25 protein-coding genes are annotated in these 24,891 nt (G+C 59.6%); 19 read left to right on the top strand and 6 right to left on the bottom strand.

The genetic code is table 11. The annotated features are described in order from the left end of the window. Window positions 1–38: 38 nt before the first annotated feature. From ACIOVD_RS24120 to ACIOVD_RS24100, 5 genes are all read left to right on the top strand, one after another. On the top strand, window positions 39–1,556 hold the full coding sequence (locus tag ACIOVD_RS24120; protein ID WP_401130631.1) for a serine hydrolase domain-containing protein: 1,518 nt from the start codon (window positions 39–41) through the stop codon (window positions 1,554–1,556). Continuing rightward, complete coding sequence (locus ACIOVD_RS24115) at window positions 1,553–2,878, top strand: aminotransferase class III-fold pyridoxal phosphate-dependent enzyme (protein WP_401130629.1); 1,326 nt, start codon at window positions 1,553–1,555, stop codon at window positions 2,876–2,878. Before ACIOVD_RS24120 ends, ACIOVD_RS24115 begins: the two co-directional genes overlap by 4 nt. A 14-nt stretch (window positions 2,879–2,892) precedes the next feature. Continuing rightward, the gene (locus tag ACIOVD_RS24110; RefSeq protein WP_401130627.1) at window positions 2,893–4,311 is read left to right on the top strand and encodes an aldehyde dehydrogenase family protein; all 1,419 of its coding nucleotides are present in this window, start codon (window positions 2,893–2,895) and stop codon (window positions 4,309–4,311) included. A 122-nt stretch (window positions 4,312–4,433) separates the two neighbouring features. After that, window positions 4,434–4,814, top strand: coding sequence for a hypothetical protein (locus tag ACIOVD_RS24105; RefSeq protein ID WP_401130625.1), 381 nt, complete (start codon window positions 4,434–4,436; stop codon window positions 4,812–4,814). A gap of 130 nt (window positions 4,815–4,944) precedes the next feature. Beyond that, complete coding sequence (locus ACIOVD_RS24100) at window positions 4,945–5,676, top strand: type II CAAX prenyl endopeptidase Rce1 family protein (RefSeq protein WP_401130623.1); 732 nt, start codon at window positions 4,945–4,947, stop codon at window positions 5,674–5,676. 73 nt (window positions 5,677–5,749) lie between these two features. Here ACIOVD_RS24100 and ACIOVD_RS24095 read toward each other — a convergent pair whose 3' ends face one another. Then, complete coding sequence (locus tag ACIOVD_RS24095) at window positions 5,750–6,154, bottom strand: MerR family transcriptional regulator (RefSeq protein ID WP_159995442.1); 405 nt, start codon at window positions 6,152–6,154, stop codon at window positions 5,750–5,752. Between the two features lie 74 nt (window positions 6,155–6,228). Between ACIOVD_RS24095 and ACIOVD_RS24090 the strand changes: the two genes are divergently transcribed. Together ACIOVD_RS24090 and ACIOVD_RS24085 are read left to right on the top strand one after the other, a co-directional pair. Further along, a complete protein-coding gene (locus ACIOVD_RS24090) occupies window positions 6,229–7,299 on the top strand; it encodes an SDR family oxidoreductase (RefSeq protein WP_401130620.1) in 1,071 nt (356 codons plus the stop codon). Between the two features lie 99 nt (window positions 7,300–7,398). Further along, entirely contained in the window at window positions 7,399–8,298 is a 900-nt protein-coding gene (locus ACIOVD_RS24085) for a DMT family transporter (RefSeq protein WP_401130618.1), read from the top strand. Between the two features lie 446 nt (window positions 8,299–8,744). Here ACIOVD_RS24085 and ACIOVD_RS24080 read toward each other — a convergent pair whose 3' ends face one another. Beyond that, window positions 8,745–9,632: a LysR substrate-binding domain-containing protein gene (locus tag ACIOVD_RS24080; RefSeq protein WP_401130616.1), complete on the bottom strand. Its 888-nt coding sequence runs from the start codon at window positions 9,630–9,632 to the stop codon at window positions 8,745–8,747. Between the two features lie 126 nt (window positions 9,633–9,758). Here ACIOVD_RS24080 and ACIOVD_RS24075 point away from each other — a divergent pair, with 126 nt between their 5' ends. Further along, on the top strand, window positions 9,759–10,268 hold the full coding sequence (locus tag ACIOVD_RS24075; protein WP_401130666.1) for a sugar ABC transporter: 510 nt from the start codon (window positions 9,759–9,761) through the stop codon (window positions 10,266–10,268). Then, entirely contained in the window at window positions 10,265–11,119 is an 855-nt protein-coding gene (locus ACIOVD_RS24070; RefSeq protein ID WP_401130614.1) for an MBL fold metallo-hydrolase, read from the top strand. Before ACIOVD_RS24075 ends, ACIOVD_RS24070 begins: the two co-directional genes overlap by 4 nt. A gap of 395 nt (window positions 11,120–11,514) precedes the next feature. On the opposite strand, the gene ACIOVD_RS24065 is transcribed toward ACIOVD_RS24070, so the two are convergent. After that, a complete protein-coding gene (locus ACIOVD_RS24065) occupies window positions 11,515–12,138 on the bottom strand; it encodes a glutathione S-transferase family protein (RefSeq protein ID WP_027618193.1) in 624 nt (207 codons plus the stop codon). A 292-nt stretch (window positions 12,139–12,430) separates the two neighbouring features. Here ACIOVD_RS24065 and ACIOVD_RS24060 point away from each other — a divergent pair, with 292 nt between their 5' ends. After that, window positions 12,431–13,330 (top strand): alpha/beta fold hydrolase, encoded by a 900-nt coding sequence (locus ACIOVD_RS24060; protein WP_401130612.1) that lies wholly within the window; start codon window positions 12,431–12,433, stop codon window positions 13,328–13,330. Between the two features lie 106 nt (window positions 13,331–13,436). Continuing rightward, on the top strand, window positions 13,437–14,651 hold the full coding sequence (locus tag ACIOVD_RS24055) for an aldose 1-epimerase family protein (RefSeq protein ID WP_401130610.1): 1,215 nt from the start codon (window positions 13,437–13,439) through the stop codon (window positions 14,649–14,651). Between the two features lie 26 nt (window positions 14,652–14,677). On the opposite strand, the gene ACIOVD_RS24050 is transcribed toward ACIOVD_RS24055, so the two are convergent. Then, a complete protein-coding gene (locus ACIOVD_RS24050) occupies window positions 14,678–15,226 on the bottom strand; it encodes a YdeI/OmpD-associated family protein (RefSeq protein ID WP_401130608.1) in 549 nt (182 codons plus the stop codon). Window positions 15,227–15,449: 223 nt separating this feature from the next. Here ACIOVD_RS24050 and ACIOVD_RS24045 point away from each other — a divergent pair, with 223 nt between their 5' ends. Both ACIOVD_RS24045 and ACIOVD_RS24040 read left to right on the top strand, forming a co-directional pair. Then, on the top strand, window positions 15,450–16,166 hold the full coding sequence (locus ACIOVD_RS24045; RefSeq protein WP_401130606.1) for a class I SAM-dependent methyltransferase: 717 nt from the start codon (window positions 15,450–15,452) through the stop codon (window positions 16,164–16,166). A 104-nt stretch (window positions 16,167–16,270) separates the two neighbouring features. Continuing rightward, window positions 16,271–16,495 carry a hypothetical protein gene (locus tag ACIOVD_RS24040; protein WP_095169730.1) on the top strand — a complete coding sequence of 75 codons (225 nt, stop codon included), beginning with the start codon at window positions 16,271–16,273 and terminating at the stop codon, window positions 16,493–16,495. Window positions 16,496–16,553: 58 nt separating this feature from the next. On the opposite strand, the gene ACIOVD_RS24035 is transcribed toward ACIOVD_RS24040, so the two are convergent. Next, complete coding sequence (locus ACIOVD_RS24035) at window positions 16,554–17,954, bottom strand: PLP-dependent aminotransferase family protein (RefSeq protein WP_401130604.1); 1,401 nt, start codon at window positions 17,952–17,954, stop codon at window positions 16,554–16,556. 87 nt (window positions 17,955–18,041) lie between these two features. Between ACIOVD_RS24035 and ACIOVD_RS24030 the strand changes: the two genes are divergently transcribed. The 4 genes from ACIOVD_RS24030 to ACIOVD_RS24015 all read left to right on the top strand — a co-directional run bounded on the left by ACIOVD_RS24030 (window position 18,042) and on the right by ACIOVD_RS24015 (window position 20,237). Beyond that, the gene (locus tag ACIOVD_RS24030) at window positions 18,042–18,488 is read left to right on the top strand and encodes a GNAT family N-acetyltransferase (RefSeq protein WP_401130602.1); all 447 of its coding nucleotides are present in this window, start codon (window positions 18,042–18,044) and stop codon (window positions 18,486–18,488) included. Then, complete coding sequence (locus ACIOVD_RS24025) at window positions 18,485–19,105, top strand: FMN-dependent NADH-azoreductase (RefSeq protein ID WP_401130600.1); 621 nt, start codon at window positions 18,485–18,487, stop codon at window positions 19,103–19,105. The genes ACIOVD_RS24030 and ACIOVD_RS24025 overlap by 4 nt, the downstream gene beginning before the upstream one ends. A 28-nt stretch (window positions 19,106–19,133) precedes the next feature. After that, window positions 19,134–19,565, top strand: coding sequence for a carboxymuconolactone decarboxylase family protein (locus ACIOVD_RS24020; RefSeq protein ID WP_095169734.1), 432 nt, complete (start codon window positions 19,134–19,136; stop codon window positions 19,563–19,565). Window positions 19,566–19,736: 171 nt separating this feature from the next. Beyond that, on the top strand, window positions 19,737–20,237 hold the full coding sequence (locus ACIOVD_RS24015) for a DUF2867 domain-containing protein (RefSeq protein ID WP_401130598.1): 501 nt from the start codon (window positions 19,737–19,739) through the stop codon (window positions 20,235–20,237). A gap of 7 nt (window positions 20,238–20,244) precedes the next feature. Here ACIOVD_RS24015 and ACIOVD_RS24010 read toward each other — a convergent pair whose 3' ends face one another. Beyond that, on the bottom strand, window positions 20,245–20,679 hold the full coding sequence (locus tag ACIOVD_RS24010; RefSeq protein ID WP_095169736.1) for an Lrp/AsnC family transcriptional regulator: 435 nt from the start codon (window positions 20,677–20,679) through the stop codon (window positions 20,245–20,247). 139 nt (window positions 20,680–20,818) lie between these two features. On the opposite strand from ACIOVD_RS24010, the gene ACIOVD_RS24005 reads away from it, so the two are divergent. Together ACIOVD_RS24005 and ACIOVD_RS24000 are read left to right on the top strand one after the other, a co-directional pair. Next, the gene (locus tag ACIOVD_RS24005; RefSeq protein WP_401130596.1) at window positions 20,819–23,866 is read left to right on the top strand and encodes an aminotransferase class III-fold pyridoxal phosphate-dependent enzyme; all 3,048 of its coding nucleotides are present in this window, start codon (window positions 20,819–20,821) and stop codon (window positions 23,864–23,866) included. Between the two features lie 248 nt (window positions 23,867–24,114). Then, on the top strand, window positions 24,115–24,645 hold the full coding sequence (locus ACIOVD_RS24000) for a glyoxalase superfamily protein (RefSeq protein ID WP_095169738.1): 531 nt from the start codon (window positions 24,115–24,117) through the stop codon (window positions 24,643–24,645). The last annotated feature ends 246 nt before the right edge of the window (window positions 24,646–24,891 follow it).

The raw sequence follows: 24,891 nt of genomic DNA, 5'->3' as shown, positions 1-24,891 counted from the left end.
TTGCACGCCCAGGCAATGGAAATGAGGGGATAGATCAGATGACGAGTTTGCCGTTGCGGCGGGCATTGCCCAGCCAACAACGCGTATCGGCGCGTGGCGTGAGTGAGTTCATCGATGCGGTGAACGCTGCGGGCCTTCAGTTGCACAGTTTCATGCTGTACCGCGACGGTGCGGTGGTGGCTGAAGCATTTTGGGCGCCTTACCGTGCCGACCGACTCCATGTGCAGCATTCGGCAACCAAGAGCTGGGTGTCCATGGCCATTGGGCTATTGGTTGATGACGGCGTGCTGTCACTGGACGCCAAGGTGGTGGATTTTTTCGCCGCCGACTGCCCGAAACCCGTCAGCACCAACCTGGCCGCCATGACCGTGGGCGATTTGCTGACCATGCGCACCGGGCATCGCCAGGGTATTTCTGGCGGGGCCTGGCGGGGTCGCAGTGAAAGTTGGGTTAAGTTGTTCCTCAATGAGCCGGTTGCAGATCTGCCAGGGCAGCACTTCATCTACAGCAGCGCGTCGAGCTTCATGCTCTCGGCCATTGTCAGCGTGGTCAGCGGCCAAACGGCGTTCGAGTTGTGCAACACCCGTCTGTTCCAACCCATGGGCATGGGCCGCATCGAGTGGGACCTGGCACCGGGTGGCTTCAACACGGGCGGCAATGGCTTGAGTTGCAGCACCGAGGACTTGCTCAAGTTCGGCGTGCTGCACTTACAGCAAGGTAACTGGGAGGGGCAACAATTACTGTCCAGAGAGTGGGTGGCGCAGGCCACGCGCGGGCACGTCGACGATGTATGGATGGGTGCCTTCGATGGCAAGCGCTACCTGGGTCGCGACGAGTCGAGCAACGCAGCTGTGACGCGCCGCGAGGGCTATGGCTACCAGTGGTGGATGACCCTGCACGGCGGCTATTACGCCTCCGGGGTGTTTGGCCAGCAGTGCATTGTGCTGCCGCAACACAACGCGGTGATTGCGTTTACCGCCGGGCTGCCATTGGGTGAAAGGCGCCTGCATAGCCTGCTGTGGGAGCACCTGGTGCCGGCGTTGGGCGTGCCCGGCGACTGCGCGGCAGATGCCGATCTTGCCGCGCAGTTGGCCAATCAGCGGCGGCCGGTTATGACTGGTGCGTCGGCCTCGCCGCGTCAGGCGCAGTTCAGCGGCACGTTTGTGATGGAGGCCAATGAAGATCAGGTCAGCACGATATGCCTGGAGTTTGGCCCCGACCATTGCGACTTTTACCTCACCGACCCGCGTGGCACCCACTGCATTCGCGCAGGGCTTGCCGACGGTATCGAAAGCCAGACCAGCATGACCGGACACTATCTACATCACCAATACCAGCCGCAAATCACCCCGGTGGTGGCGCAGGCGCGCTGGACCGAGGACGGCGCGTTGAGCATGACCTGGCAATTTGTCGAAACCGCCTTTTGTGACCACGTCACTTGCCGCATCGAGCGCGGCAGCTTGTCTGTGGACCGCCGCGTCAACGTTAACGCTGGCCCGTTGCAGCGCCCGACGCTGACCGGCCATCCAACCAGTACTTTGCAGGAGTCGCTATGAACGATCTGTCCAACCCATCAGGTTCCCGGTCCAGCGCGTTCTGGGCACCGTTTACCCCGATGCGCCAGTTCCAGCAGCAACCGATGATGTTCGCCAGCGCCGACGGCATGTACTACACCACCACCGATGGCCGACGGGTACTCGATGCGATGGCGGGGTTGTGGTGCGTCAACGCCGGACATGGCCAGGCAAAAATCGTCGAGGCGATTCGCGAAGCGGCGGGGCGCCTGGACTTTGTCTCCTCATTCAAGATGAGCCATCCCCACGCCCTGGAGATGGCCGAGCGTTTGATCGAAATCAGCCCGGCCGGCATCGAGCAGGTGTTCTTCACCAACTCAGGTTCCGAGGCGGTCGACACTTCGCTGAAAATTGCTCGGGCCTATCACCAGGCCCGGGGCGACAGCCGCCGGACCAAGTTTATCGGGCGGGCCAAGGGTTACCACGGCATGGGCTTTGGCGGGCTGTCGGTGTCGGGTATCGGCCGGCAGAAACGTGAGTTTGGCCCGCTGCTGGGGGAGGTGTCACACCTGCCGCTGCCTTATGACGCGCAGATGCGTTTCAGCGCGGGACTGCCACAGCAGGGCGCCAGTTATGCCGATGCACTGTCACAGCTGCTGGAGATCCAGGACCCGAGCACCGTGGCCGCGGTGATCGTTGAGCCGGTGACTGGCTCCGGCGGTGTCTACCCGCCGCCCCAGGGTTACTTGCAACGCCTGCGCGAGATTTGCACCCGGCACGGCGTGCTGTTGATTTTCGACGAAGTGATTACCGGCTTTGGCCGTGTCGGGGCCAGCTTCGCCGCTCAAGCCTTCGGCGTGACACCGGACCTGATCACCACGGCGAAAGGCCTGACCAACGGCGCCGTACCCATGGGCGGTGTGCTGGTCAGCGGCGCGGTGTATGAAGCGTTCATGGCCGGGCCAACCAATGTCATCGAGCTGATGCACGGCTACACCTATTCGGCGCATCCACTGGCGTGTGCGGCCGGGTTGGCGACCATCGAGTTGCATCGTGAATTGGGCATCAATCAACACGTCAACGCGGTCAGCGGGCTCTGGCAGTCAGCCGCGCTGACGCTGCGCGGTGTTGGCCCGGTGCTCGACGTCCGCACCGTCGGTTTGCTCTGCGCCGTCGAACTCGAACCGCGCCCCGGTGCCGCCGGCGCACGGGGCAGCGAAGTGGCGCAGTGGTGCTTCGAGCACGGCGTACTGGTGCGCGGCTCGGGCGATACCATCGTGATTTCGCCGCCGCTGGTGATCAGCCCGCAGGAGATCGCCCAGGTGTTCGACACCTTGGCGGATGCGTTGCAACAGGTCGCCTGATGGGAGTCGATGGCATGTCCGATTTGTTTGAGTTCTACATCGACGGCGCCTGGGTCAAACCCCATGGTGAAACCGTCGAAACAGTGGTGAACCCGTCCACCGAGCAGGCGGTGGCGCGCATCATCCTCGGTGACGCGCAGGATGTGGACCGTGCAGTCAGTGCGGCCCGCCAGGCGTTCCCGGCGTTTGCCGCGAGTTCGCTGCAAGCGCGTATCGACCTGCTGCAACGCATTATCGAAGCCTACCAACGCCACAGCGAAGCGTTGATCGAAGCGGTTCACCTGGAGATGGGCGCGCCGCCGTCCCTGGCCCGCAGTGCCCATGTGCCGGCGGGGCTGGGCCATCTGACGCAGGCGCTGCAGGTGTTGCGCGAGTACCGCTTCGAACGGCGCCTGGGCAATACGCTGGTGGTGCGTGAGCCGATTGGCGTATGCGCCTTGATCACGCCCTGGAACTGGCCGCTCAATCAACTCACCTGCAAGCTCGCGCCAGCCCTCGCGGTGGGTTGCACCGTGGTCCTCAAGCCGAGTGAGCGCGCGCCGCTGTCGGCGCTGATCCTCGCGCAAATCCTGCATGAGGCCGGGGTGCCCCAAGGCGTGTTCAACCTGGTCAACGGCGACGGCCCTGGCGTGGGTACCGCGCTGGCACGCCATGCCGACGTGGACATGGTGTCCTTTACCGGCTCGACCGGCGCTGGCATTGCCGTGGCGAAGGCGGCGGCCGATACGGTCAAGCGGGTGTCCCAGGAGCTGGGCGGCAAATCGGCGAACATCCTGCTGGACGATGCCGTCCTGTCCGACGCGGTGCGTCACGGGGTCTTGGGGTGTATCCGCAACAGTGGCCAGTCGTGCAATGCGCCGACGCGGCTGCTGGTGCCCCGTGTCCAGCAACAGGCGGTGATTGATCTCGCCAGGGACGTGCTGGCGCAGGTGTGCTTCGACGACAGTAACCCGGCGTCAGCCCTCGGCCCGGTGGCGAACGCCGTGCAGTTCGAGCGTGTACAGGCGATGATCGCGCAGGCGATGACCGAGGGGTCGCGGTTGGTCGCCGGAGGGCTGGGCCGGCCACAAGGGGTTCAGCGCGGCTACTACGTGCAACCGACGATATTTGCCGACGTCACCGCGGATATGCGGGTGGCGCGTGAAGAAATCTTCGGTCCGGTCTTGGCGATCATGCCGTACGACAGCGAAGCCGAGGCCATAGCCATTGCCAACGACAGCCTTTACGGTTTGTCGGGGTACGTCACCTCGGCGAGCCTGGATCGCAGTCGCGCGGTGGCCCGCCAACTGCGTACGGGGATGGTCCACATCAACGGCGCGCGTGCTGACCAGGCCGCGCCGTTTGGCGGATACAAACAGTCGGGCAATGGACGTGAGTGGGGTGAGCAGGGGTTTGACGAGTACCTGGAGAGCAAGTCGATGTTCGGCTACTAGCGGCCTGAGGCGTGTGCCAAAGGGGGGTGACTATCAAGGTCCTGATTAACCTTCTTGCCTGGAACCCTTATGGTTAAATGGCAAGTCCAGGCCATCGTTAGTAGGGATAGAGTTGTATGGGAATGGAAAGCACCGTCTTGGCATTCTTGAGGCGCTATCGGTACTGGTTACTGGCGTTGATGATCGCGGCCGCCCTGGTAAACGCCTTTGTGCGTTTTGCCGGGGATGGACCGAATTTCTTTGGCGCGCTGCTGGTGCACGGATGGCTTATCCAGGCAGTCTTTGCGTACTGTCGCGGCGGTTGGGTCGCGCTTGGCCCAGGTGGATTATCCAAAGATGCGAACCCCATGGGTCGAGCCGCGTTAGCCGCAACCGCATTTGGATTTTACTTGCTGACGTTCACCTACGATGGCGCGCTGCGCGATGACTCGGTGCATGAAAGAACAGCCGAGGACTGGACGATGCCTACCCGGGAGGAGTTCCGGCAGGCGAAGGAGCAATAGCCAGCTGGTACCTCGTCGACAAACGCTGCGACGGTTCACTCCGTTAATAACCAGGCAGGGATAAACACAGTCTCAGCTTGCTGCGCAGCGCCTACCCTCAGCATTTGCTTCGCATCCCATGGACGGCCAAATGATCGCCGAAGGACTTTCGCTACTCATCGACTACGGCATTTACCTGCTTCCAGGTCTTTGCCTCTGTGCCCTGTGGTTCTGGCTGACACCAAAGACGCAGCCAGGTCTACGCATTGTGATCCTGCTGCTGACCTTCGTACTGATGCGCGATGTGATGACCCCGCTGCGCTTATGGTCCCTGAGTGGCGGCGTGCAGATCGGCTTTATTTCAAATCCATTGGTCCTGGCCACGCTAGGCGTTCTGTCGCTGGCGATCATCGCCGCTCTGGCACGGATCGCCCCCGAGCTATGGAAACTCGTGGTCTGGCGCAAGGGCAATCTCGGCGCCGGACTTGCCCTGGGCATCGCTGCCGGCTGTGCGATCGGTGTTCCATTGCGGCTCTATCAAGGCACCGATGTAGGCGAGTTAGCAGGGTACTGGCCTTGGTTGCTGGGCATGGTCGTGCTGGCCTACGGCGGCAACGCGCTGGAAGAGGTGCTGTTTCGCGGGTTCCTGCAAGGACACCTCGAACAGCACACTTGTGCACTACGAGCAGCCCTGATCAGTGCTATCGCCTTCGCCGCCTGCCATTCGTTCCTGGCACTGAGCGTTACCCGGATTGGCTGGCCGATTTTACTGTTCACGCTGGTCGAGGGGCTGGTCTGCGCTTTGGTGCGCATGCGCTATGGCGTAAGTGCTGCCGTCGCCGCACATGGGACGGCGATAGTGCTGATTGCCGTGCCCATGTAGTGGCCTAACGGCCATGATCCGTATGCATATTTGAAGGGCGTGCTCACGCGACTGCCGATGCAGCTTCGGTTTCTCAGATGCTGACAGTTCGGTTGGAAGGGTTACTCAGTTGCTGAAGTTCAAGCTGCTTGGCAGCACTGGCTTCGAGGTTTGCACGCTCTTGATCCAGATACTGATAGATGCTTTGGAAGCTGGCGATTTTCTGTTTGATTTCTGCCATCTTTTTTTCAATTAACTTAGCGCCGTCAGCACAATCGATCAGCTTGTTGCGCTGCGCATCCAGAATCTCGCCTATTTCCCCCAGGGAAAACCCCATGCTTTGCGCGCGCTGGATAAAGTCCAGATCCTGCAGCGTTTGCGTGGTGTAAACGCGATAGTTGTTAGTTTGCCGCAGCGGTGAGATCAGGCCGATTTGTTCGTAGTAACGCAGCGTATGGCGGCTGGCGCCGCTGCGGGCTTCGAGTTCGCCGATTTTCATGAAAACACCGCTTGACTGTAGAGTTGGGTCGATAGTTTACGCTTGATTTCTCACCTTAAACAAGGAACAGGGAAATGAGCGTGGAGTGCTTTGTCACGGGGGGTACCGGCTTTATCGGTCAACATTTGGTGGCGTACCTGAGTGCAAAAGGTCACACCGTTCGGGTGTTGATGCGTCGCCCGGATCGACTGGTTGCACTGCGCGAGCAAGTCGACAATTTGAGAGGCTGCGCAGCCCGGGTATTTGCCGTTGCTGGCGATCTGGAACGGGACAATCTCGGGCTGAGTCTTGCTGACCGAGAAGTGCTAAGGCGCGCCAGCGTCATATTCCATCTGGGCGCCCACTTCGCATGGGGGCTTTCAGTGGAGCATTCTCGTGCGGTGAATGTGGAAGGGGCAAAGCGCGTGGCGCTGTTGGCGGCTGAGCAAAAGAGCCGGTTAGTGATGATCGGCGGCTACATGCTGAAAAATCATGAACATCTGCAGCGCATCGGAATTGATCCTCGTTATCCGCAGCTGACGAATTGGCCTGCTGTCTACCGACGTGTCGGTGGTTACGAGGGGAGCAAGCTGGAGGCGCATTTTGCGACCCTGGAGGTCATGTCCGCCAAGGGCGGGGAGATTACCGTTGTCCATCCCGCGACGGTTTGTGGCCACAGCCGTACGGGGCATATCCTTGACGGTCAGCCGCTGGTGGAGCTGATACGCAACCTTGTGCAGGGAAAGCTGACTGCAGTGCCTGGTACCGCCGAGCACTGGCTGCCACTGGTTACCGTGGATTACCTGGTTGAACTGGTGGCGGTGTGTGCTTTTGATCCTGCCATGGTGGGTCAGGAACTGCTGGCGCTCGATGACCAAACGCCCAACTTGCGAGAACTGCTGGTACAGGCGGCACAACCTTTGGGCTTAAAGTCTCCCAAGCATTACATTTCACTCCGATTGCTGAAGTTGCTACTGAGTATTCCTCCCGTTGCGCGGTTTTTGAATTCAAAACCCGAAGCCTTGGACTTCATCCAGACCACTCGTTTTGATACCGCGGCGGTCGAGCAGTTTGCCAACAGGCATGGAATAGCCAAGCCGGATATACGACAGTCTTTGCAGCACACTGCAAGGTTCGTCAACTCATATTGCATAGCCAAGGGCTAGGCCCTCTGACTTCTCCCTTGCGGGCATCCTCAAACTTTTCGCCGTCGATGTAGGACGGCACTCTATCGAACGACAATTCAGCGACAGGGATCGTCAACAATGCAATCTACTTTCAGCAAAGGCGTCATGTTTGCACTCTGCGCTGCGGCACTGAACGCAACGATCGGTGTGCTCAGTAAAGTGCTCATGAGTAATGGTTTCACCGCTAGCAGTGTCGCTGCCATCAAGACCGTACTTGGTTGCGTGCTTCTCTCGATCTTACTGTTTCTCCTCAAGCGCCCGGCGGTGTCGACCAAATGGACTCAAGCGGCTATCTGCGCATTCCTTGGCATCTTCGTGCTGTTCCATTTCGAAACGTCCGCTTATCGACATTACGCTGCGGCAGGTGTGGTGGTGGTGTTGATGGCCAGCGCCTCAATATCCTCGATCATTCTGGGGCGCATTTTCCTCAAGGATGCCATCACCGCCAACGCAACCGTTGGCGCCGCACTGGCTATCGCTGGGATCTCGGTGATCTTCGGCGGCGACCTGCAGCAGGGTTTTAACCTGCAAGGCGCTGCGCTCGCCTGCATGGCCGGCTGCGGCTATGGGGCCTTTTCAGTTGCCATGAAGCGTATGGGTGTTTCGGGAGGGCTGCACTTCACCCGGCAATTGTTGTTCTTTGGCAGCCTGTACCTGCTGATGCCGGCTGCGGCCGATGGTTTTGCGATGGGCGAGCTGTCGCCGCTGGCGATCGCTGCGCTGCTGGCGCTGGCCACGCTGCCGACAATCCTGGGCTTCTTCTGCACCACCAAGGCCATCGAGTATCTCAAGCCATCCCAAGTGCAAGCGCTGGAGCTGACCGAGCCATTGTTCGCCGCGCTGCTGGCGTTTGTGGCGCTCAATGAAGTGCCGCGCGAAAGCCTGTATGCGGGAGCAGCACTGATTATCGTCGGCCTGTGTTTCTCCAATGAACTAATCCGCTTGGGCAGCAAAGCGTCCGTCTCTTCGACCGAGTGAGCTAGTTTCGGATCCTGATGATTTCAGCAATCTGTGGTTTTTGAGAGTTTTGAGCGATTTGCCGCTTCTAGCCGATTTCTGTCTGTCGTCACCGGCTGAAAACGACCGATTCTGTTGAAAAAGTCGTTTCGCCCAGATTGCCCCAATACTGACCGCTGAAAACGTCTTTATTGCGCATAGCTACGCGAAATCTGAGCCCCGAACCCTCTGCTCGAAGTAAAGATTTCAATCTCAAACGCGTACTTTTCTACCGTGGAAACCATGACCGACTTTTCAACAGAATCGACCCAAAGCTGACGGTGGAAGGCGAAAATCGGCCAAAAGCAGCCGCAACATTTTCATCACTTACCTACTGAATAACCGGTCGCGCACCGACACGTTTACCCTGGGGATTAGCATTCGTGTGGCCTACGAAACCGATCCGGTACGGGCACCACTGCATGCCCCTACTTCGCGTGCGCTTCCTCCAACAGCCAATGCGCAAATGCCTGGATGGGAGCGCGGCTTAGCTCAAGGGGTTCGGGTAACACGAGGCAAAACGTCTTGGCGATATTCTTCTCCTGGGGCCATGGCGCAACCAGCCGACCTTGCGCCAACTCTGCTTCCACGTACAGGCGCGGGACGAGTGCCACGCCGAGCCCCGCCAGTGCAGCCTCGATCAACATCGCGTGCAAATCGTAGCGCGCGCCCATCGCTGCGTTGCTCAGGACAATTCCGGTTTCCTGGGCATAGCGCTGCCACGCATCCGGGTTCTGTCGTCGGTGTAATCGCGGCAGTGAATCCAGAGCAGTTACCTGCTTGCCGGGATTCAGGAGGGAAGGGTGGCAAACCGGAATTAACACTTCGTTCAACAGACAGTGCGTGTGCATACCTGTCCAGGCCGGGTGCTCAAAATGGATGGCGGCATCAAAGCCACTACCGGCAAGCACGAATGGCTCCATACGCTCCGAGAGGTGCACGCAGATATTCGGGTGTTGCTCGCCAAAGCCAGACAGCCTAGGAATTAGCCAGCGCAGGGCAAAGGTTGGGCTGACGGCGATATCAAGACTTGCGCCGTCGCTGGGCTGCCCCATCAAATACTGGCTGTCCCTGTCGAGTCGGTCGAGTAGTTCGCGCACTTGGGCAGCGTAGCGCTCACCATTAGGTAAGAGCCGCACACGGTTGCCAACGCGCTCGAATAGGGTGACGCCAAGAAAGGCCTCCAGGCGGCCTATCTGCCGACTGATGGCACCTTCGGTTAAGGCCAATTCGTTTGCGGCACGGGCAAAACTGCCATGGCGGGCTGCTGTTTCAAAGGCTATCAGGGCAGCGTTACTAGGGAGCTTTCGACGCATGGGCTTTCCTGGTTCAAGTCACAGCACCGACCTTGATTTTTAGTCACTGATTGGTGCCGAAAAGTCGTTTTATGGCTGCTTGGCGTGCCGCTAGCATGATGAAACATCAACAAATGAAGTGCCATGATGATTTACACAGTCGAATGCAACTACGCTGATCCCGCCAGCGAAGCCGAGTGGAATGCGTTTTACAGCTTGGAAAAACTGCCCGCGTTGATCTCGGTGAGTGGATTTAGCTCCTCGCAGCGATTCAAAGCCTTGAGCGGCGATTACCCGGCCTACTTGGCCCTACATTCAGTCGACACGCTTGCCGTATTGCAGAGCGATCAGTACCGCCAAAAAGGGGGCGGCAACTTTTCCCGTTGGCAGTCGCACATCACTGATTGGAGACGCAACCTCTACGCCGGCCCGGACCGAGCAGTTGCCGTGGGCGCGGACGAATTCCTGTTGGTCAGTGAACAAGGCCCTCAAGTACTGATTGAGTTAGGCCTTACACCTATAGCGCTACACGCCGTTGCTTTGGACAGTACCCCTGCGCACCGCTGGCTGGCCAAACTGGATTGCGCTCAGGCCAGGGCCATCGATCTGCCGGGACTGAATGTGTATCGTGCAATGACTGTGCAGTTACAGTCATGAGTAACGTGGACATACATCGTGGGAGACTCCCCAGCCAGCAAATTGGCGATTATTCAATCACAGCCATCAGCGACGGCTACTTGGGTGCTAGCCTGGATTTTCTAGCCAACATCACGCCAACGGAGGCGGCCCGACTTCAGTCAGCTGCCGGGATCAGCAATCCAGCCTCAATCCATATCAATTGTTATCTGGTACGTGGGCGTGGCCGCACGATTCTGATCGACGCCGGGGCTGGTGGCTTCAAACAATGGGGCGGCGAGTTACCGGCCAATCTTGCATTGGCTGGCGTGAAACCCGGTGAAATAGACACGATTCTGCTGACCCACGCGCACCCCGACCATATCGGTGGCTTGTTAAACGCAGTGGGAGAAATGGCATTCGTCAATGCTGAGTTGGTTGTGCACGAGCGAGAGCTAATGTTCTGGGAGGACGATGGCCATCTTGGCCAGGCCAGTGAACGCGCACGCGGAAACTTTCTGTTTGCACGAAGGGTGTTCGAGCGGTACCGGAAAAATCTCCGCCCGTTCACCACCAATGACGTATTGTCAGGCATCAGCGCGATGCCGTTGCCTGGGCATACCGTCGGGCACTGCGGATACTGCTTCGAGTCCGGGTTGGGCAGCCTGCTGGTGTGGGGCGATATCGTTCACTTTCCTCAGATTCAGATTGCACGCCCCGATGTCACGATTGCATTCGACCAGGACCCGCTGCTATCGGCGGCCACGCGAACGAGATTGCTGGATGTAGCTAGTTCAGACAACTTGATGGTTGCTGGCATGCACTTGGGCTCGCTTGGCTTTGCTCATATCAAGCGCTCCGGTAACAGCTACGTCATTGCTTACGAAACGTGAGCCAATTAAGGATAGCAAGCCGCCTTTCGGCAACTTTTTTCACTCCGAAACTTACTTGGAGCACTAAAGGGGCATATTTGTTTAATTGCTTTTGACGTCCGCTTTTGGACGATTGTGTTAAAAAAGTCGGCTTCGGTTTCCACGGCAGAAAAGTGCGCGTCTGAGATTGAAATTTGTGTTTAGAGCAGAGGGTTGAGGACTCAGATTTGAAGTGTCGGCGTGCAAAAAAGCCGCTCTCACCGCTTGATGCATGGGTAGCCAGGCCGGGTCGACTTTTTCAATACAATCGGCCGAAAGCGGCCGGTCGTGAACTGCAGCAATCGACCCAATGCGGACATCTGGAATGAGTAGTAACCGATCTGCCTGAACTGCGATCAAACAACTCTGCTACAGCGTTATGGCGTTCCATTCCTTCCGTACAGCCGGTAGCTTTGTCGCCGACTCAGACGTTCGTAATAGTCGCTCACTGCAGGAAAGTTCGGATGAGCGAAGGGTGTTTCAAACCATCGATTAACCGAGAGTCCAATCGGTATGTCTGCAAGAGAAAACTTGTCACCAATGACGTAGGCCCCGGTTGAGTCGAGCTGTCTATCGAGAATCTCCATGTGCCTCGACCAGTCATCGCATGAGGTTGCTAATGCATGGCTGTCTTGATGCCCATGCGAATGCCTGACCAGCGACATAAAGGCATAACTCCACGATTTGTTGAGATCCGACGCTTGCCAATCGATCCATTGATCCACACGCGCTTTGGCCCTTGCTTCGATCGGGTACAAACCGGTGTCGTCGTAGCGAGACGCCAGGTAGCGAATAATCGAGTTTGACTCCCAGAGGATGAAATCGTCATCCTGGATGACCGGCACCATGGCATTGGGATTCAACGCCATGAATTCGGGCGTTTGCGTCGACCTGAATCCAGAACCCCAATCCTCCCGCTCAAAGGGGATTCCAATCTCAGCGCAGGCCCAGAGTACTTTTCGTACATTGATCGATGATGCCTTACCCAGTACGCGCAACATTCCTTGTCCTTACAGTGATGGCTGGTCGTGTCGACAATATCGCCTAGTAGAGTCGGGTGTCCAGCGACCGTTTTTAGCCGATTTCTGCCGATCGCGACCGGCAGCTGTCGACCCAAAACGGACGCTAAGGATTGCATGAGAGGATAGTTTCCCGGCGCCTTCGTGCACCGTATAGTGGCGATATTTTGTCGGTCAAAGGAATGGCTATGTACCCCTCAAGCTGCCTACTCGTCGGTGTGATTGGCGACTGTGATATCGCTTATTTTTCGCATTGCGCTAAAAGGGCAACGCCATGCGTTTGAGAATGATCCTTGCCGGGATCGGCACAACGTTGGCGCTGGTGTCTGCATCGCCAGCCCAGGCTGCGCCCCTGCCGCCAGGAGCGATCAAACAGGGTGGTATTTCGGTGCTGGTCCAAGGCTCGGGACCAGACATCATATTGATTCCGGGATTGGCGTCGTCTTACGAAGTGTGGGCTGATTTGGCCTCCAGACTACAGCAGAGCCACCGTCTTCATCTGGTACAGGTAGCTGGCTTTGCCGGCTCGCCTGCCGTATCCGATCCAGGCGGGAAAGTAGTAGCGCCCACGGCCGAGGCGATCGCTGAATATATCCGCAGCCAGCGCATCGAGGCCCCGGCCATCATTGGCCATTCGTTGGGCGGTGAGGTGGCACTGATGCTAGGTGCTCGTCATCCCGACCAAGTTGGACGCCTGATGATTGTCGATGCGCTGCCCTTTTATGCGTTGCTGTTTGACCCTTCGGCGACCAGTGAAGTGGCGACCCCGCAGGCTGCTGCGATGCGCGATGCAATGTTAGCGGCAACGGCTGAACAGGCGGAAGTCATGCAGCATGCATCCATCGCCCGTCTCGCCAAAACTGAAGCGGTCAGGCCTGGCTTGGCCGCGGCGGGAACAAGCTCGGACCGCAAGACCGTGGCCGATGCCATGCATGAGCTGATGGTCACCGACCTGCGGCCTGAGCTTGGACGCATCAGGGTGCCGGTCGAGGTCGTCTATGCCTACGATTTGCTTTACGGCATAGATGCGACCCAGGTTGATGCAATGTTCCGTAACGCCTATGTGTCGACCCCAAACATCAGTTTCAGGCGCATTGATGGCAGCTTTCACTTCGTCATGCTGGACCAGCCAGAACTGTTCGCCAGTGCTGTCATCAAGTTCCTGGACCAGTAAGCGGCGGCAGTGGGTTGTCAGGGATAATAAATCTGTCCCTTTTTAAGCTTGCTGAAACGATTCATCAAGTTTATAAAAAGGCACAACTCCAAGAAAGGCTGCCGCCATGACCCCGCTCAAACTCGTTGTTGCCCTCAGCGCACTGTCCGCTGCCTCCCACGCCATGGCCTGGGATTACGTTCTGCTCGACACCGACAAAGCCGCCCAGAACTGGCAGATCACCAGCCAGCAGCTCGGCATAAAAACCGACAAACCCTTCAGCGTTATCCTGCGCACCTTGCACGGCGGTCGGCAGGAGGGTGTCAGCATCGTCGACATCGATAACGGCACGATGAAACTCTCGGTAGTGCCGACTCGCGGCATGAACGTGTTGCAGGCCTCGGTCGGTGATGTGCGCATGGGCTGGGATTCGCCGGTCAAGGAAGTGGTCAATCCGTCCTTCATCGAACTCAATGGCCGCGGTGGCCTGGGCTGGCTGGAAGGTTTCAATGAGCTGGTTACCCGCTGCGGATATGAATGGGTCGGCCACCCCGGCGTCGACAACGGCGAGCTGCTGACCCTGCACGGTCGGGCCGCGAACATTCCTGCGAACAAAGTCACCCTGCACATCGATGAGAAACCACCGTACGCCATCACCCTGCGCGGTGAACTGAAAGAGCAGGCGTTCAAGAAGGTCGACTTCTCGGTCGCGACCGAACTGGTCACCGAACCCGCCAGCGTGGTGTTCGCCCTCAACGACACCCTGACCAACAACGGCGACTATCCGAAGGAATACCAAGCGCTGTATCACAGTAACTTCAGTACGCCGTTCCTGGAGCAGGGCGCTCGTTTCGCCGCGCCGGTAAAACAGGTGTCGCCGTTCAACGACAAGGCCAAGGGCGATCTGCCCGATTGGCAAACCTACCGCGCACCAACCAAGGACTACGACGAAACGGTTTACAACGTGGTGCCGTATGCCGATGCCAAGGGCGATACGTTGACTGTGTTGCATAACAAGGCCGGTAGCCTGGGCGTTGCGGTCGGCTTCAATACTCAGACACTGCCGGTGTTTTCCCTGTGGAAAAACACCGATACCCAGGGCCAGGGCTATGTCACGGGGCTGGAGCCGGGGACAAGTTTTTCCTACAACCGTCGTTATCAGCGGCCACTGAACCTGGTCCCGACAATTGCGCCGAAGGAGCACAAGCTGTTCCGCATCAGCTACAGCTTGTTGGCGGATAAGGCAGCAGTGGACAAGACCTTGAAGCAAGTGAGCGAGATCCAGGGTGGGCGGGAGACTGAGGTGCGGCAGACGCCGTTGGTTGATCTGACCAAGGGCTGACGCCAGGGATAATAAATCCGTCCCCTTTAGACGGCCTCGGGCGCGCGGAAGGCCTTACTGTAATAGCCGGACTGGTCGAAACAGCAAACGTGCTTCTTGCCGGACGCGAGCATGTCGCAGGCATCACTGATTCGTTTTGCGCGCGTCTTGAGTTGCTTGGCTGAAGTGATCCAGTGTATCCAGTCGACTCGGGCGATGGTCGTCGTATCCCTCCAGACTTTATGAGCCTCTGGAGCGGCTGCCAGTGCCTCCTGAAGATCTGGCGGGATCTCAGGTTCGGGTTCCTCCTTCACAGGAGTGAGTTCGAGTGCAACGACATCCCCAACGGCCGCGCCTGCGGCTTTGAGTAACGCTCTACTGACCTGCAGCCAATGGCTCAGTTGACCATCCGGCTCAAGGGTTGCCTGGAAAGGGTGCCCATTGATTGTGCCTTCAACTGTCGTCCTTCCTCGCCTCGGCAACTGTTCACTCGCGTCTCTTGGCAGTACCAAGAACGCCCACGACGTATCATTGCCAGGCTTCGCCGGACGAAGAAGCGTTGCTTCGAATCGGGATTTCACATCGACTGTTGTCATTGCCACGCCTCCAATTGATACGCCTGGAAGGTCGACGCTACCGACTCGCCACGAGGCTGTCCAGCGGCTGCTGGTGGCCGCTGGTTGTCCTTCGCATCGTGCAACTAACGCCTCACAAGAACCCGCCCCGAACATTCCTTTGAGGAATGCCTCTTATAAAATTAATGAATTTTTCTTATCAAATTATCTGGCGTAGCTTGATTCAAGGACACGGAGAACCGCCTTGAAATCATCCCCTCTGAACTCAGCTGAAAAATTCGATACTTCACGGGCTAATGAGTACGCACGCCAGAGCCGTATCGCATTAGCCGGGTATGACGCCTGCCAGGATCTTGCTGCGTGCATGCTGGCGGCAAGCCTGGGCGATGCGCGCTCGGCGAAAGTGCTGGTGGTTGGCGCGGGTGGTACGGCTCAGGAGATTATTGCGATGGCAGCGCTGGAGCCGACCTGGCGCTTCACTGCCGTTGATCCATCTGAGCCGATGCTCGAGGCTGCGGCGCAGCAGTTGCAGGCAAACAATCTGCTTGAGCGAACCAGCCTGCATCTCGGCCATGTTGAAGACCTGGTTGCGGATGAGTCATACGACGCAGCGACCTTGATCGGGGTGCTCCATCATCTCGAGGGGGATGCTGCGAAGCGACAGATTTTACGCTCCATTCGGGCTCATCTAAAGCCGGGTGCGCCGTTGATTGTCGCCGGCAATCAATATGCTTATGCCAGCCAACCGTTATTGCTTGCGGCCTGGGGGCAACGGTGGCGACAACATGGCGCCAGCGCGGATGAAGTGAAGGCCAAGCTGGGGAGAATCCTTCAGGGTGCCGACCCACCCCATTCCGAGGCGGCGGTTCAACAATTGATGTTTGACGCCGGATTCGCAGACGCTACGCGCTTCTTCAGTAGCCTGTTCTGGGGGGCCTGGCTAACGCGTAAAACCATTTGAACGGCAGCGATAGGTTGTCGTTTCTTGCCAATCGACGGAGCTTGCGCCTTGGTGTGTCAGTAGGGCTTGGGTTAGGATTGCCGGGTTTTTCAAGGATGAAGCCAATGAAGTACCTCAAGGCCCTGAACGCCGCCGCAGAGCGTTTTCTAAGCAGGTTTACGCGCAAGCAGTTTCTCTTTGCCGCGATTGCGGTGACGGCACTCAATTATTTGCTGGCCTATACCGTCCCAGGGTACAGGTCCATCTATCTAGCCATGATCGGTGGCTGGTTGTTCGGCATGATTTTCGCGGGATTTCATTCTGCCAAGAGCGCCGAGAGCGAGTCATGAATGGCTGGCACTGCGCGCGCTCAACGTCGGCGACGCCGCTGCTTTTGACTCCATCCTTCTAGATAATTTGCGCCAGGCGCCGCGCCACCGCTGTTGCCTGTTCGGCACTGGTGATGTTGGTGAAGCCGAGTACCAGGCCATGCCTCGGCTCGACTTCCAGGTACCACTGCGATAGCGGCTCGACGGCGATGCCAACGGACCGGGCACGCTGTGCCAACTGGTTGTCATCACCTTCGCGAAGGCCCACCACCAGGTGCATGCCGCCGGCCTGGGGGTTGATCAGCAGGCGGTCTCCCATTTGTTGTTGCAGCGCCTCCACCAGCCATTGGCGGCGGTGGGCGTAGAGGCTGCGCATTTTTTTCAGGTGCCGGGCGAAGTGCCCCTCGTTGAGGAATGCCGTGACGGTTGCCTGCAGGAGGTGCGGGCAGTGGTTATGCAGTCGGTCTGCCTGGCGGGCGAACGCTTCGCTCTGGTCGGCCGGTACCACCAGGTAGGCCAGGCGCAGGCCTGGAAACAGCACTTTGCTGAAGGTCCCGGTGTAGAGCACGCGACCCTGTTGGTCGAGGCTCTTGAGGGCGGGCAGGGGTTTGCCCTGGTAGCGGTATTCGCTGTCGTAATCGTCCTCGATGATCCAGCTGCCCCGGCGGTTGGCCCAGTCCAGCAGGGCCAGGCGCCGTGGCAGTGACAGCGACACTCCCAGCGGGCTCTGGTGGGTCGGCGTGACCACGGCGAAGCGGGCATCCGGGGCGCGGCGGATGCCCTGTGCGACGTCAAGTCCCTGGTCATCCACGGGCACCGGCACCAACTGTGCGCCGGCTTCCAGCAGGGCGTTGCGGGCCATGAAGTAGCCGGGTTCTTCCAGCCAGCAGCTATCGCCAGGCTGCATGAGGGTGTGGCTGATCAGGTCCAGGCACGCGCGATAGCCGGCGCAGACGAATATCTGCTCTGGGCGGCAGGTGATGCCGCGGGAGATGCCCAGGTAGGTGGCGATGGCCGCGCGCAACGGCGCATGGCCGCGTGGGTCCGGGTAGACCAGCCCCTCGAGGCCGGCCTGGCGCAACTGGCGGCCCGCCAGCCGAGTCCAGAGCTTGCGCGGAAAGGCATCCAGCGCGGGCAGGCCCATCTGCAGGGCGAGCGGCTGCGTCCCGCTGTGGGTGGCCTGGTATGCGGTTGAAGTCAGCGGGGGCTGATGGATGGGCGAGGAAACGGCTGCCAGGTGAGGGGTGACCACCGTCCCTGCGGCCCCGCGAGCTCTCAGGTAACCCTCGCCAATCAGTAACTGGTACGCCGCTTCGACGGTGCCGCGCGCCAGGTTCAGCTCCGCCGCCAGTGCGCGAACGGCAGGCACCCGGTCTCCCGGGCGCAGGCGACCGTCGGCGATCGATTCACGAAATCGCTGATACAGCTGGCGATAGATGGGGGCTGGTTGGCAGCGATCCAGTTGGAAGGGCGGAATCATGGCCTAGTCATTTATGCATTTTTCGGCCCTGTAGCTTAAGCCATTACCGCCCTAAAGTGAGCCATCTCTTCACGGCGGACAACGCACATGCCTTACACCTTTCAACACCTCGACGACCCGCAGGCTTTGGCGGCCAGCTTTGCGCTGATGGGCGTGTTGCGCCCGCACCTCAATGACCAGGACCGCTATGTGGCGCAACTGGTTCGGCAGGCGGAGCAGGGCTACCGTTTGCTGGCCGCGCAGGAGGGCGAACGCCTGGTCGGCCTGGCCGGTTACCGCGAGTTGGAAAACCTGCTCTACGGGCGTTTCATCTACGTTGATGATCTGGTGGTCAGTCCCCAGTTGCAGCGCAGCGGCGTAGGCGCGCAACTGTTGAACGCGGTTCGCGAGCGGGCCGTGCAGCGCGATTGTGATCACCTGGTGCTGGATACCGGCCTGCATATGCCGTTGGCCCAACGCTTCTATTTTCGCCAGGGGCTGTTGGCCCGTGGCATGCATTTCACCCAGAGCCTGCGGGCAGGAAGTCCGGCATGAACAATCTGTTGTTGCTCAATGCCAGCCCGCAGGGGCAGGTGTCCCACGCCAACCAGTTGGCACTGGAACTGGTGGCCTCCCTGCGCAACCGCTATCCGCAGCTCGAACTGGTCGAGCGCGACCTCGGCGCGCAGCCGTTGCCCCCGCTGGATATGGACTATGCCCGTGCGCTAACCACGGCCACGCCGTTCGACTCGCCAACGTTCGCCGTATCCGAGGCGTTGATCAGCGAATTGGAGCGCAGCGATATGCTGCTGATAGCCACGCCGATGCACAACTTTACCCTGCCGGCCGCGCTCAAGCTGTGGATCGACTACGTCCTGCGCATTCACCGCACATTCAGCTCGGGCCCGGAGGGCAAGACCGGTCTGCTGCGCGATCGCCCGGTGTACGTGATTGTCGGTTCCGGTGGTTTTCACCAGGGCGAGCGGGCCCGGCAAGCGGATTTCCTGACCTCGTACCTGCGCCATGTGCTGAACACTCTCGGGCTGTTCGACCTGCACTTTTCTTATCTTCAGGGCTTGGTGTTGGGTGAGGAGGCCGTCCGCGCAACGCTCGACGATAGCCGCGCCCGCCTGGCACTGGAGCCACTGTTCAATCATCTCGTTTGTGCCTGAGCGATTTTTTCTACCGAGGAGTTTCACCATGAGCCAACTCAGACTGCCGTTTCCTTCCCTGTCGCCTGCCGCCTATCAGGGCCTGCTCGCCACCAACACGGCGCTGGCTACCAGCTCCCTCGGCTTGCCGCTGCTGGAGCTGGTGTACTTGCGCATCTCGCAGATCAACGGCTGCGCGTTCTGCCTGGGCAAACATGCGCAGACCTTGCGCGACAGTGAGGTGGCGCAAGAGAAGCTGGATTGCCTGGCGGGCTGGCGCATCAGCGAGCTGTTCAACGCCCGCGAACGCGCCGCACTGGCCTGGGCCGAGACACTCACCTACGTCAGTGAGAAGGGCGCGCCAGACGAATTGTACGAGCCATTGAAAGCGCACTTCAGCGATGTCGAGATTAGCGACCTGACGTTGGCTGCGGCCTTGATGAATGCGTTTAACCGGCTGGCGGTGGGGATGAAGCTCTAAGGGCAAAAATCCTATTCTCAAAACCCTGGGCGAGCCTGATAATCCGCGCAAACGTGCGAAGCGCCGCAGCATTGCGCGCAAGCGTGAGTTTTTCGAACAGCTGGATGAGCTGTTCTAGCAATCCTTACGGCGGGTCAACCCGCCGTTTTCACCCAGGTTGAGGGATTATCCTTGGTTAGCACATTAGCTGTTCACACCCTGCGTCCGCTGTCCGAACTGGATTACTACGACTGTCGCTCGGCCGCGCTGGCTGCGGATATCAGTGTGCTTGAGGCATGGAACATCATTACCGCACAAACCGGGTGGTTCATGCGCCTGGCGTTCCGGGTGAGGGACCGGATTTCCTCGCTGTTCGGGGTGAAGCGCATCGGCGGTTTTTCCGGTACCCAGCGCGAGACAGTCAGTGTGGGCGACTACCTGGATTTTTTCCGGGTGGAGCATTGTGCCCCCGACGTGCTGGTTCTGACCGAGCGGGACCGGCACCTGGATGTGATGATTTGCCTGTCGATAAGCGCTCGAGTGATGACGATCACCTCATCGGTGATCACCCACAACGCCTTCGGCCGCGCCTACATGGTGCCGGTCGGTCCAGCGCACAAGGTGATCATCAAGCGCAATCTGCGGCAACTGCAGCGCACGCTGGCAGAGCGCGCATCAGCGCTCACGGACTAGCAGCGGATCACTGCCGATCAATGTCGCGCCGCAGGACCACTGCGGTGGTGATGTCTTCAACGGATTCGTGAATCGCGACGGCGTCCCTGACTCGATTGAGGTCATCGATGGTGCGCGATTCAACCTCGATCACCAGGTCGAGCTGGCCACTGACCGAGGAGACGCGGCGTACCTGGGAGTTCTGGGCCAGCAGGTCGAGCAGGCCGATGGCGGGGGTGCGTTTCAGGCTGACCAGCAAGATGGCGCGAATCACGTGGGCGTCGATTTCGCCGATGTCGGCGCGGTAGCCGCGGATCACGCCGTTGCGTTCCAGGTTGATCACGCGCTCGCTGGTAGCACTGCGTGAGAGGCCAATCCTCGCGGCCAGGGCCTTCAGGGCGATGCGTGCTTCTTTCGACAGGATTTCCAGGATTTCGCGGTCTTTGGTGTCCAGGTCGCGCATATCAACTCCCCATTTTTGCTGCCGATTTTGTGCCGGTCGATTCCGACAATATGCAGGCCAAAGCCGACCGTATACTTACTGCCTTCCCTGGTTTCGCGTGCCAAGCTATCTGAAAAAAATGGCTTGGAAAACAATTACTATGACTAATCTTTCGCATCCTGCTCCGCAGTTCTCGACAGGCGATGCCGAAAAGCTGGGCGCGCAGCTTTTCAACGTAATCGGTACCGCCACGCCGCTGGACGGTGAACGAGATCGCAACTATCGGTTGCAGACCCAAAGCGATGCGGGGTGGATCCTGAAAGTCGTCAACTCCACCGAGCCACGGGTTGAAAGCGAGTTCCAGACGGCCATTCTCAGCCACCTCGCCAGGCACAATCCCGAGCTGACCGTGCCGTTTTTAAAGAAGAGCCTGGCCGGCGATTTCCTCGCCACGGCAGTGGCGGCCTCCGGCGAGACCCATGCGGTGCGCCTGGTCAGCTGGCTGCACGGCACGCCGATGGCCGAGGTCGAGCGTACCTTCGAATTGATGCGCAGCCTTGGCCAGTCCTTCGGTGAGATCGATCGGGCGCTGCAGGGCTTCATGCACCCCGGCGCGGTGCGCGATCTGGACTGGGATCTGCGCCACGCCGCCCGTTCGCGGGCACGCCTGCACTTCGTCAAGGACCCGGCCAAAAGGGCGATTCTGCAGCGCTTCATCGAGACCTTCGAACAACAGGTCCAGCCCCGGCTTGCGCGCCTGCGTGCCCAGGTCATTCACAATGACGGCAACGATTGGAACATCCTCGTCGATTCCGGCAATCACCAAAAAGTCTCGGGCATCATCGATTTTGGCGATGCGGTGCACACGATTCTGATCGCCGAAGTAGCCATCACCTGCGCCTATTCGATTCTCGACATGCAGGACCCCATCGGCGCGGCCGCCGCCCTGGCTGCCGGGTTCCATGAGAAGTACCCGCTGCAGCCGGAGGAACTGGACGTCCTGTTCAACCTGATCGCCATGCGCCTGGTAACCAGCGTGACCTTGTCGGCCTCGCGCCACGACCAGACGCAAGACAACCCTTACCTTGCCATCAGCGAAGCACCGGCCTGGCGCCTGCTGGAGCGGATGGACGCGATGAACCCGCGCCTGGCGACAGCAATCCTGCGCAAGGCCTGTGGGTTTGACGCGGTCGAAGGTGCGGGGGCGATTCGCCGCTGGGTGGCGCAGAACAGCCAGTCCTTCGCGGATATCGTGCGGCCTTCGGCGGCGAGCATGAACAAGGCCATTGCGCCGTTCGGCGATGCCGCCCATGTGATGACTGTCGCTTCCGCCGAGCAGCGTCCGGCAGAGGCCACCCAGTGGTGGGAAGACTTTGCGGCCGAGCACAAGGTGCCGCTGGGCATCGGGCCGTGGGGCGAGGAAAGAACCATCTACACCGACGCTGCGTTCGAGTCGCGCTTCATCCAGGGGCAACGGCGCATCGTGCACGTCGGTGTCGACCTGATCATGCCCGCTGGCACGCCGCTCTATACGCCGGTCGCCGGGGTGGTGCAGAGCGTCGAGGTCGAGTGGGAGCCGTTGGGCTACGGCGGCCTGATCATGCTCAAGCACTCCCCTGAAGGGTGCCCGCCATTCCTGACCCTGTGGGGCCACATGGCCCATGAAGCGCTAAATCGCCTGAAACCCGGTGACCAGTTGGAAGCGGGGGCGCTGGTCGGGCACATGGGGGCGGATCAGGAAAACGGCGGGTGGATTCCCCACGTGCATTTCCAGATGTCCACGGACATCGGCCTGAAAGCGAGCGAGTTCATCGGGGTCGGTGAACGGGCCTATCGTGAGGTCTGGGCCGATGTGTTCCCCGACACCTCGACGCTGGCCGGGATCCCGCCAGAAACCTACAGCCAGGATGGCCGCACCAAGGCTGAGATTGTCGCCAAGCGCAAGGAGCTGTTGCTGCCCAACCTGTCGATTTCCTATTCGGACCCGATCAAGTTCGTGCGCGGCGATGGGGTCTGGTTGATCGATAACTTCGGCCGGGCCTATCTGGACTGCTTCAATAACGTTTGCCACCTTGGCCACTCCCATCCGGATGTGGTGCAAGCACTGGCGCGCCAGGCAGGACGCCTGAACACCAACACCCGCTACCTGCACGACAATATCGTGGAGTATGCCGAGCGGCTCACCGCGACCTTGCCGGAAGGCTTGGCGGTGGCGTCCTTTGGCTGTTCCGGCAGTGAAGCCAACAGCCTCATGCTGCGCATGGCGCGCAACCACACCGGGCGCAACGATGCCATCGTGCTGGATTGGGCTTACCACGGCACCACTCAGGAACTGATTGACCTCAGCCCCTACAAGTACAAGCGCAAGGCCGGCAAGGGCCGGGCCGAACACGTGTTTGAAGCGACCGTGCCGGATGCCTACCGTGCGCCGGACGATTGGCCGTTCGAGGAGTTGGGCAAGCGTTTTGCGCAAAGCGTGGCGGAGCAGATTGACTGCATGCGCAAGCAGGGCAGGGCCCCGGCATTTTTCTTGGCAGAGTCGATTCCCAGCGTCGCCGGGCAATTGTTCTTCCCCGAAAACTACCTCAAGGAAGTCTATGCCATGGTTCGCGCGGAGGGCGGTCTGTGCCTGGCTGACGAGGTCCAGGTCGGCTTTGGTCGGGTCGGCAGTCACTGGTGGGCGTTTGAAACCCAGGGCGTGGTGCCCGACGCAGTGACCATGGGCAAACCAATTGGCAACGGCCATCCGATGTCGGCGGTGGTGACCACCCGGGAGATCGCCGACAGCTTCAACAACGGCATGGAGTACTTCAATACCTTTGCCGGCAGTCCGGTGTCTTGTGCGGTGGGGCTTTCGGTACTGGAGGTGATTGAGCGCGATAACCTCAAGCTCAATGCGTTGACCATGGGTAACTATCTGCTCGACGGTTTCCGCAAGCTGCAGCAGCGCTACGAGGTGATCGGCGACGTGCGCGGACAGGGCCTGTTCCTTGGGATTGAACTGGTCACCGACCGCAAGACCAAGGTGCCCGCCACGCACATGGCCAAGCGGGTGGCCGATGGTGCCCGCGAGCGCGGGATTCTGATCGGTACCGAAGGGCCGTATGACAACGTGCTGAAAATGCGTCCCTCGATGATTTTCAGCCAGGCCAATGCGGACTTCCTGCTGGAAGTGCTGGACGACAGCTTCCGGGCAGCACTCCAGTAAATCCCCGCAAACGGCGTGCGACAACCAGGGTGTCGTACGCCGTTTGCGGCTGGCGCAAAGCCTGGGGGTGATCAAGCGATTGGCAGCTTCACGAGCGGTTGTGTACTATCGGCGCTGGCCGCTGCTGCCCGCCGCTCGCTCCCGTTGGGAAAGGTGAAAGCAGGTTTTTTTCAAACTCTCCTGTATCACTCTTGATAGTCGAGGTTTGGCAACGCGAGCACCAGAATGCTTCGACTCCGGGAGTCACAATGCTGTCTATCCTCAAAGCCAAGCAAATGGCCAAGCACCTGCGTGCTTCGCTCGAGCAGCACCATCAACCAGTGTCCCACTCCACCGCGCTTGAACTGGTCGCCCAGCAGTTGGGCTACAAGGACTGGAACACCGCCTCGGCACTGCTGCCAGAAGAAAATCCCCAGCCCGCTGTGACCTTCGACAAAGCCATTCCGATCCTGCGAATGTTCGACGAAGCCAAGGCGCGGGAGTTTTATCTGGATTTCCTGGGGTTCAGCGTCGAATTCGAACATCGCTTCGAAGCGGATCTGCCGCTGTACCTGGGCATCAGCCGTAACGGCCTGCAACTGCACCTGTCCGAACACCATGGCGATGCGAGCCCCGGGGCGACGATATTCGTGCCGATGCACAACATCGACATGCTCCGCGATGAGTTGCAGGGCAAACGCTACGGTTACGGACGTCCGGAGATAGTCGAGCAGGGCTGGGGCAAGGTTCTGGAAGTGTACGACCCGTTCGGCAACCGGATTCGCTTCTGCCAAAGCTGATGGGGTGATGGGGTGATGGGGTGATGGGCACGGCGCTTTAGCCAGGGCCCAGCATAGGTTTCTACACAACTTTGTAGCGGCCTGTGGCGAGGGAGCTTGCTCCCGTGGCGGCCTCTGGGGTGTTGGATTAGGCGGAGTACATATCCATTTCTGCGGTAACGGCCTCCTATGGTTCCGCTTTTACAGCGGCTCACTTTTGGAGGAGCCCAAAAGTAAGCAAAAGGCTCTTGCCCCACCACTTGGCAC

The sequence above is a fragment of the Pseudomonas sp. NPDC087626 genome (genome assembly GCF_044743405.1).
GTDB lineage: Bacteria > Pseudomonadota > Gammaproteobacteria > Pseudomonadales > Pseudomonadaceae > Aquipseudomonas.
This window is presented reverse-complemented; position numbering and strand designations above follow the sequence as displayed.

Coding starts and splice junctions, on each gene's coding strand:
- ACIOVD_RS24120 (WP_401130631.1), top strand. CDS start 39: ATGACGAGTTTGCCGTTGCGGCGGGCATTGCCCAGCCAACAACGCGTA.
- ACIOVD_RS24115 (WP_401130629.1), top strand. CDS start 1,553: ATGAACGATCTGTCCAACCCATCAGGTTCCCGGTCCAGCGCGTTCTGG.
- ACIOVD_RS24110 (WP_401130627.1), top strand. CDS start 2,893: ATGTCCGATTTGTTTGAGTTCTACATCGACGGCGCCTGGGTCAAACCC.
- ACIOVD_RS24105 (WP_401130625.1), top strand. CDS start 4,434: ATGGAAAGCACCGTCTTGGCATTCTTGAGGCGCTATCGGTACTGGTTA.
- ACIOVD_RS24100 (WP_401130623.1), top strand. CDS start 4,945: ATGATCGCCGAAGGACTTTCGCTACTCATCGACTACGGCATTTACCTG.
- ACIOVD_RS24095 (WP_159995442.1), bottom strand. CDS start 6,154: ATGAAAATCGGCGAACTCGAAGCCCGCAGCGGCGCCAGCCGCCATACG.
- ACIOVD_RS24090 (WP_401130620.1), top strand. CDS start 6,229: ATGAGCGTGGAGTGCTTTGTCACGGGGGGTACCGGCTTTATCGGTCAA.
- ACIOVD_RS24085 (WP_401130618.1), top strand. CDS start 7,399: ATGCAATCTACTTTCAGCAAAGGCGTCATGTTTGCACTCTGCGCTGCG.
- ACIOVD_RS24080 (WP_401130616.1), bottom strand. CDS start 9,632: ATGCGTCGAAAGCTCCCTAGTAACGCTGCCCTGATAGCCTTTGAAACA.
- ACIOVD_RS24075 (WP_401130666.1), top strand. CDS start 9,759: ATGATTTACACAGTCGAATGCAACTACGCTGATCCCGCCAGCGAAGCC.
- ACIOVD_RS24070 (WP_401130614.1), top strand. CDS start 10,265: ATGAGTAACGTGGACATACATCGTGGGAGACTCCCCAGCCAGCAAATT.
- ACIOVD_RS24065 (WP_027618193.1), bottom strand. CDS start 12,138: ATGTTGCGCGTACTGGGTAAGGCATCATCGATCAATGTACGAAAAGTA.
- ACIOVD_RS24060 (WP_401130612.1), top strand. CDS start 12,431: ATGCGTTTGAGAATGATCCTTGCCGGGATCGGCACAACGTTGGCGCTG.
- ACIOVD_RS24055 (WP_401130610.1), top strand. CDS start 13,437: ATGACCCCGCTCAAACTCGTTGTTGCCCTCAGCGCACTGTCCGCTGCC.
- ACIOVD_RS24050 (WP_401130608.1), bottom strand. CDS start 15,226: ATGACAACAGTCGATGTGAAATCCCGATTCGAAGCAACGCTTCTTCGT.
- ACIOVD_RS24040 (WP_095169730.1), top strand. CDS start 16,271: ATGAAGTACCTCAAGGCCCTGAACGCCGCCGCAGAGCGTTTTCTAAGC.
- ACIOVD_RS24035 (WP_401130604.1), bottom strand. CDS start 17,954: ATGATTCCGCCCTTCCAACTGGATCGCTGCCAACCAGCCCCCATCTAT.
- ACIOVD_RS24030 (WP_401130602.1), top strand. CDS start 18,042: ATGCCTTACACCTTTCAACACCTCGACGACCCGCAGGCTTTGGCGGCC.
- ACIOVD_RS24025 (WP_401130600.1), top strand. CDS start 18,485: ATGAACAATCTGTTGTTGCTCAATGCCAGCCCGCAGGGGCAGGTGTCC.
- ACIOVD_RS24020 (WP_095169734.1), top strand. CDS start 19,134: ATGAGCCAACTCAGACTGCCGTTTCCTTCCCTGTCGCCTGCCGCCTAT.
- ACIOVD_RS24010 (WP_095169736.1), bottom strand. CDS start 20,679: ATGCGCGACCTGGACACCAAAGACCGCGAAATCCTGGAAATCCTGTCG.
- ACIOVD_RS24005 (WP_401130596.1), top strand. CDS start 20,819: ATGACTAATCTTTCGCATCCTGCTCCGCAGTTCTCGACAGGCGATGCC.
- ACIOVD_RS24000 (WP_095169738.1), top strand. CDS start 24,115: ATGCTGTCTATCCTCAAAGCCAAGCAAATGGCCAAGCACCTGCGTGCT.